This is a genomic window from Lactococcus sp. UBA7128, from assembly GCF_002492185.1.
GTDB lineage: Bacteria > Bacillota > Bacilli > Lactobacillales > Streptococcaceae > Lactococcus > Lactococcus muris.
In genome coordinates, this window is the sequence record NZ_DKXK01000002.1 from 1 (window position 1) to 5,749 (window position 5,749).

General features: G+C 41.5%; 6 protein-coding genes. All 6 read left to right on the forward strand.

Annotated elements, in window-relative coordinates; translation table 11 throughout:
* On the forward strand, positions 1-624 hold a 624-nt coding region (locus tag B4H39_RS00385), incomplete at its 5' end, for a DUF6273 domain-containing protein (RefSeq protein WP_286927468.1).
* 188 nt (positions 625-812) lie between these two features.
* On the forward strand, positions 813-1,106 hold the full coding sequence (locus tag B4H39_RS00390; RefSeq protein ID WP_251422681.1) for a rhodanese-like domain-containing protein: 294 nt from the start codon (positions 813-815) through the stop codon (positions 1,104-1,106).
* A 3-nt stretch (positions 1,107-1,109) separates the two neighbouring features.
* Positions 1,110-1,415 carry a rhodanese-like domain-containing protein gene (locus B4H39_RS00395; RefSeq protein WP_251422678.1) on the forward strand — a complete coding sequence of 102 codons (306 nt, stop codon included), beginning with the start codon at positions 1,110-1,112 and terminating at the stop codon, positions 1,413-1,415.
* 2 nt (positions 1,416-1,417) lie between these two features.
* The gene (locus tag B4H39_RS00400) at positions 1,418-3,871 is read left to right on the forward strand and encodes an FAD-dependent oxidoreductase (protein ID WP_251422675.1); all 2,454 of its coding nucleotides are present in this window, start codon (positions 1,418-1,420) and stop codon (positions 3,869-3,871) included.
* A gap of 51 nt (positions 3,872-3,922) precedes the next feature.
* A complete protein-coding gene (locus B4H39_RS00405; protein WP_202230995.1) occupies positions 3,923-4,177 on the forward strand; it encodes a metal-sensitive transcriptional regulator in 255 nt (84 codons plus the stop codon).
* 332 nt (positions 4,178-4,509) lie between these two features.
* Positions 4,510-5,749: hypothetical protein (locus B4H39_RS00410; RefSeq protein ID WP_286927469.1), on the forward strand; the 1,240-nt coding region annotated here is incomplete at its 3' end.

The window sequence follows — 5,749 nt, forward strand, 5'->3', positions numbered from 1 at the left end:
AACCCATTGCCTAACGAAGACAGTGCACCGGATGCTTTTGACTTTTCGACCATGCGTCCGGGGCGTATCTTTACCATGGCCGGGGAGCAGTACCGCTACCTTGAAAACATGGGTTCTGGTAATCATATGATTATCCGGAATGAGGCGATACGCAATACGACCTTTAATGATCAACCGACTGTTTTAGAGGATTTCTATGATGATCTTACGCCAGCTGTTCAGGCTATAGTGCAACCTGTTTCTATTCCAGCAGAAGTTCCTGCTATTGAGGATGCGGCAGTTGCACCTTGGATTGGTGATCGTTGGATACCAGCAGAATGGGAAGAAGAAAGATTTAATGAGGTCAGAGCAGATAGAACTACAATTGGAGGTTCAACACGTCAAGCCTTTGCGCTTTCACTGGCAGATGTTGTTCACTTGTCTACTGATGAAAGGGCATTCCGAAACCATGCGGCACGTGTCGGTGGACGTAACAGCTGGTGGTGGCTGCGTACCCCTGGTGCTTCAGGCCGTGCTTGGGATGTGGGTTGGCCTACCACCCCTGGTCGGCTGCTTGGCACTTTTAGAGTAGACGGTAGCAATGCCAATGGCGGCGTCCGCCCCGCTCTTATCATCCATCAATAAAAGCAATGAAAATGAACCAAGAGAACAGAAATTTTTGGTTCATTTTCTTTTACAGCAATTTCTTTTTCAAGGGGGACATAAAACGCCGAACCAGTGGCAAATCAGTGGCGTTCTGCAAAGTTGTCTCATTTGACAATATACCCTATAGGGTATATAATGGGTTTATCAAAATCTTTAGGAGAGAGAAAATGAAAACTGCTACAGTCCAAGAACTTAATGAAGCCCTACTTAAGGATAGGCCTTTGATCGATGTCCGCGAAAGCTATGAGTATACAGCTGGTTTTGTGCCAACAGCTAAAAATATTCCCCTGAGTCAGTTAACAGAACGCTTTTCCGAAATTAAAAATGGCAGCTATATTATCTGCCAGTCTGGTGCACGATCTGAGCGTGCCTGCGAATTTTTGGAGGCCAAGGGACTTGATGTGACTAATGTACTTGGTGGAACTTCAGCTTGGACAGGCTGTTTAGCAAGGGAGGAATGAAGCATGTTTGGTTTTGGAAAAATCCGCTCAATCTCAGCGGATGAACTCACAGAGAAACTTAAGGAAAATAAAACACAGGTGCTTGATGTACGAGAGCCCGGTGAATACGCAAGAGGGCATATAAAAGGAAGTAGAAATCTTCCCGTGGGCCAAATCGAAACTTTTACAGCTCCGGCAAATACTAAGGTTTATGTCATTTGCCAGTCTGGTGCACGTTCGAAAAAAGCCTATAAGACATTGGAGAAAAAGGGCTTTGATGTGACCAATGTTAAGGGCGGCATGATGGCTTGGAGAGGGAAAACGGTATAAAGATGGGAAAAAAATATTTGATCATTGGTGGTGTTGCTGGTGGCGCAACGGCCGCGACTCGTCTCCGTCGCCTCAATGAAGACGATGAAATCATTCTTTTTGAAAAAGGAGAGTACATCTCCTTTGCTAACTGTGGTTTACCTTATCATGTTGGTGAAGTCATTAAAGAACGGGATGATCTGCTCTTGCAAACCGTTGAAGGCATGAATAAGCAATATGGACTTGATGTACGCAACTTTTCAGAAGTGACAGCCATCAATCCCAAGGAAAAGTCGGTCAGTGTGCTCAATCATCAGACAGGCGAAACTTATCAGGAAACTTTTGACAAACTCATTATTTCAACGGGGGCTAAAGCCATTGTGCCACCGATTGAGGGATTAGACAATGCAAAGAATGTTTTTAGCCTGCGTAATATCCCCGACATGGACTTGGTTAAAGCTTTTATTCAGGAGAATGAAGTTCAGACGGCAACCGTAATCGGTGGTGGTTTTATCGGTCTTGAGATGATGGAAAACTTGGTGGAGCTCGGTATCAAAGTCCAGCTGGTTGAGATGGCACCCCAAGTTATGCCAAATATTGACTTTGAAATGGCGCAAATGCTGCATGCCCAAATCAATATGCATGGAGTAAATCTTATCTTGAATGACGGCTTGAAAGAATTTCGCCAAGAGGGCCGAGAGTTGCTCTTGACCAGTGGTAAAGTTCTTTCAACGGACATGACGATTCTATCTATCGGTGTTCTTCCTGAAAATACGCTGGCAAAAGAAGCAGGAGTTGAACTGGGCTTCAAAGGCGCCATTAAAGTCAACAAGCAACTTGAAACAAGCTTTCAAGATATCTATGCTATAGGGGATGTGATTGAAGTAGTCGATGCGGTCAATGGTCATCCGACAAATATTCCTTTAGCATGGCCAGCCAACCGCCAAGGGCGTTTAGTTGCCGATATTATCAACGGTATACCAGCAGCATATCCAGGCACGCAGGGCACATCTGTAGCTAAGATATTTGAGTTGACCGCAGCAGGCACTGGAAATAGCGAGCGTTTATTACAACATCATGGTATCGAATACCATGCTGTACATATTCATCCCAACTCACACGCAGGTTATTATCCGGGAGCGGCTCCGATTGCTTTGAAACTTTTTTTTGCGCCAGATGGAAAAATACTAGGCGCTCAGGCCGTGGGAACAGAAGGGGTGGAAAAACGGATCGATGTTATATCAACAGCTATGCGTTTTGGTGCAAAGGCAACAGAGCTTGCCTCTATCGAACTGGCTTACGCGCCGCCGTATTCATCTGCTAAAGATCCTGTCAACATGCTTGGTTATACCGTTGATAATATGATAAATAACAAAGTGCGGACTTTCCAGTGGTCAGAAGTTGACGACTTGTTGGCTGCTGGTGCCTATTTCCTAGATGTCCGTGAAGACTTTGAACTGGCGACAGGGGCCCTAGAAAACAGTCAACAAATACCGCTTAATCAGATTCGTGACCGTCTAAGTGAGATTCCTAAAAATCAAACCATTTATGTTTACTGCCAAGTAGGACACCGCGGTTATAACGAAGCACGCATTTTAATGCAGGCTGGCTATGAAGTTAAGAACCTTGATGGGGGTTATAAAACCTATAAACATGCAAGGTATGAATTACGTCAGATTGATATAAAGCCGACTGATAGGGCATGGAGAAAAACAGACACACACGCTCCAGCAAGTGACTTGATTGAAGTTGATGCCTGTGGTTTACAATGCCCTGGACCTATTTTGAAGGTTAAGGAAAGCATGGATAAAATGCAAGAGGGTCAGAGGTTAGAAGTTCAAGCCAGTGATTTTGGCTTTTCTGCGGATGTCGAAGCTTGGGCGAAAAATACTGGAAATACAGTGTTAGAGAATAAAATTCAAGGAAATAAGGTCGTCGCAACCCTTGTTAAAGGTGCAAGTGCGTCAACTGTAAAGTCTCCCACTTTACCAGAGGAAGCTGTCTTAACTGAAACCAAAGATGGTGCGACCATGGTTGTTTTCTCAGGTGATTTGGATAAGGCCTTAGCCTCGATGATTATTGCGACAGGTGCTGCTGCTTATGGCAAAAATGTCACGCTCTTCTTCACTTTCTGGGGGCTTTCGGTCTTGAAGAAAAAGAAAGTCCAAAAATCAGGCATGGCCAAAATGTTTGATATGATGTTACCGAATGGGGCCGACAAACTCAAAATTTCTAAAATGAACATGGGAGGTATGGGTACAGGGATGATTAAGTCCATCATGAAGCAGAAAAATGTGGACAGCCTGCCTGACTTGATTGAGCAAGCCCATAATCTTGGAGTGAAATTTGTCGCTTGTACCATGAGTATGGACTTGATGGGAATCGAAAAGGAAGAACTTTATGATTTTGTTGAATATGGTGGTGTTGCTACATTTATAGGAGACAGCGAAAAAGCAAACATGCAACTTTTCATTTGATTTTTTAAAATATACTACTAAAGCATAAAGCAGGAATTTTTGGGGGATTTTATGGACAAGTATGATAAAAAAATGATGAATCGTTTGAAGCGTGCAGAAGGACAGCTCCAAGGCGTTTTACGTATGATGGAGAGTGAGAAAGACTGTATAGATGTGGTTACTCAGTTAACTGCGGTACGTTCAAGTTTGGACAACTTGATTGGGCTGATTGTTGCGGAAAATCTAAAGAACTGCCTTTTAAGCGAGGATTCTGAACTGCATGAGGAAAAAATTAATCAAGCCATCAAAATGATTGTAAAAAAATAAAAATATAGAGTTAGAACAAAAGTTTAAATTTATTCAAAATAAACCAGAATTCATCAAGGAAAAGTCACTCAACCACGCTATGCTTTCGTGAAAAAATTGAGTGATTTTCCTTTTTCTCCATTTTGACTTCAAGGAGCACTTTTTTGATTCTTTTACAGCAAAGTAGCAGTATTAATTACTCCATAGTTTTACTTCTAGCAACTTTTTATAGTATTGATTTAAAGTAAATTATTTTGATTTTAATATAAAAAATTTTAAAATGAAGGTGACACAAAGAACAAGTATGGTCGTTCAAGACAGGTAATGAATGACAAAGTGATTTTGGAGAGGGCATGAAAATATATTATACAGATAAAGAGTTGCAAGAGTTCCGTGAAACAATACTTGGTTTTGAAGACTTCAAGCACAGGGAAAAAGTTTTCCGCCCTGGTCAAATGAAAAAAGACCAGAAAATGGCTAAACAAATTGCTAAAAGGGCTTTTGAAACTTATTCTGACTATAATTATAGGGCTTTAGATGCAGAAGAAGTGGCTGAATATACTGAAGAACTTGTGACCTATCATTATGCATTAACCTTACTTACCTTGGATAAAATGGATATGGATAGCTTTACGGCAGTTGCTTCTTTTACATTTACTGAATTGCTAGACGACACGGACATTCAAAAGGTTACAGACAGTATACAACTCGGCATTCACATAGTGATGGTGCTTAAAGAACGAGGTTTTGCTAAAAATATTTCTGGTGATGAAACTGCTTTTAAACCCATGATTGATACTTTTATGACTACGCACAATGAGTTGATGTCCGTGCGTGACTCCATTTCTAAAGGTAGATTTGAAGAAGATTATGGTTCTTACTTGGAAGAAGATGAGGAAGTGCACTATCATGAAATGATGTTTCATACGCCACGTGCTGTGATTCATCATGCCAGTGCTAAAGTACTTATCGAAGAGTTTGATATAACCGATCCACGAGAACAGTTTGTAATTTTTTCAAGCTTATCAAGAATCATGGAGGACTTGATGGATCCCAATGCTTTCTTTTCACCACTGGATGTTTTGAAATATGAATATACGTCTATGTATGCGCTTAGAATTGGCTTTGAGACTGCAGCTCACCGCTTGTTACTAGCTATCAAGCTCTTAGAATCTTGGATGAAACGTCTACAATTTCCAGTAAAGCTTGCAATGAAAGATTTAGTTGAGGCTTTTAACCAAAGTGTGGATCAGTGGACGATGAACTACAACTTGGAGCATCAGACTAAAAAACTTCCCCCTATCAGCATCACTTATAAATCATATGGCAAGTCAAGGATTGTCTTTCGTCCTGAAAGTAAAGCAATTTTAGAGGATTTCTCAAAAAATGTTGTTGAAGCTGTTGAAGCAGAAGATGCGGCGCAATTCCAAACTAAGAGCATGAAAAAACGGAAATTTGTACCTGCGACAGCTGAAAAGCATCAACTTTTGGTGGCGCAGTATTTGGAAGAAGGGGTGCCTAACTATCAGGATAAGGATATGGAAGAAAGGGTGAAGCAAATTTTGCCAGTCTTCATCTTTGAGTGGTATGCCA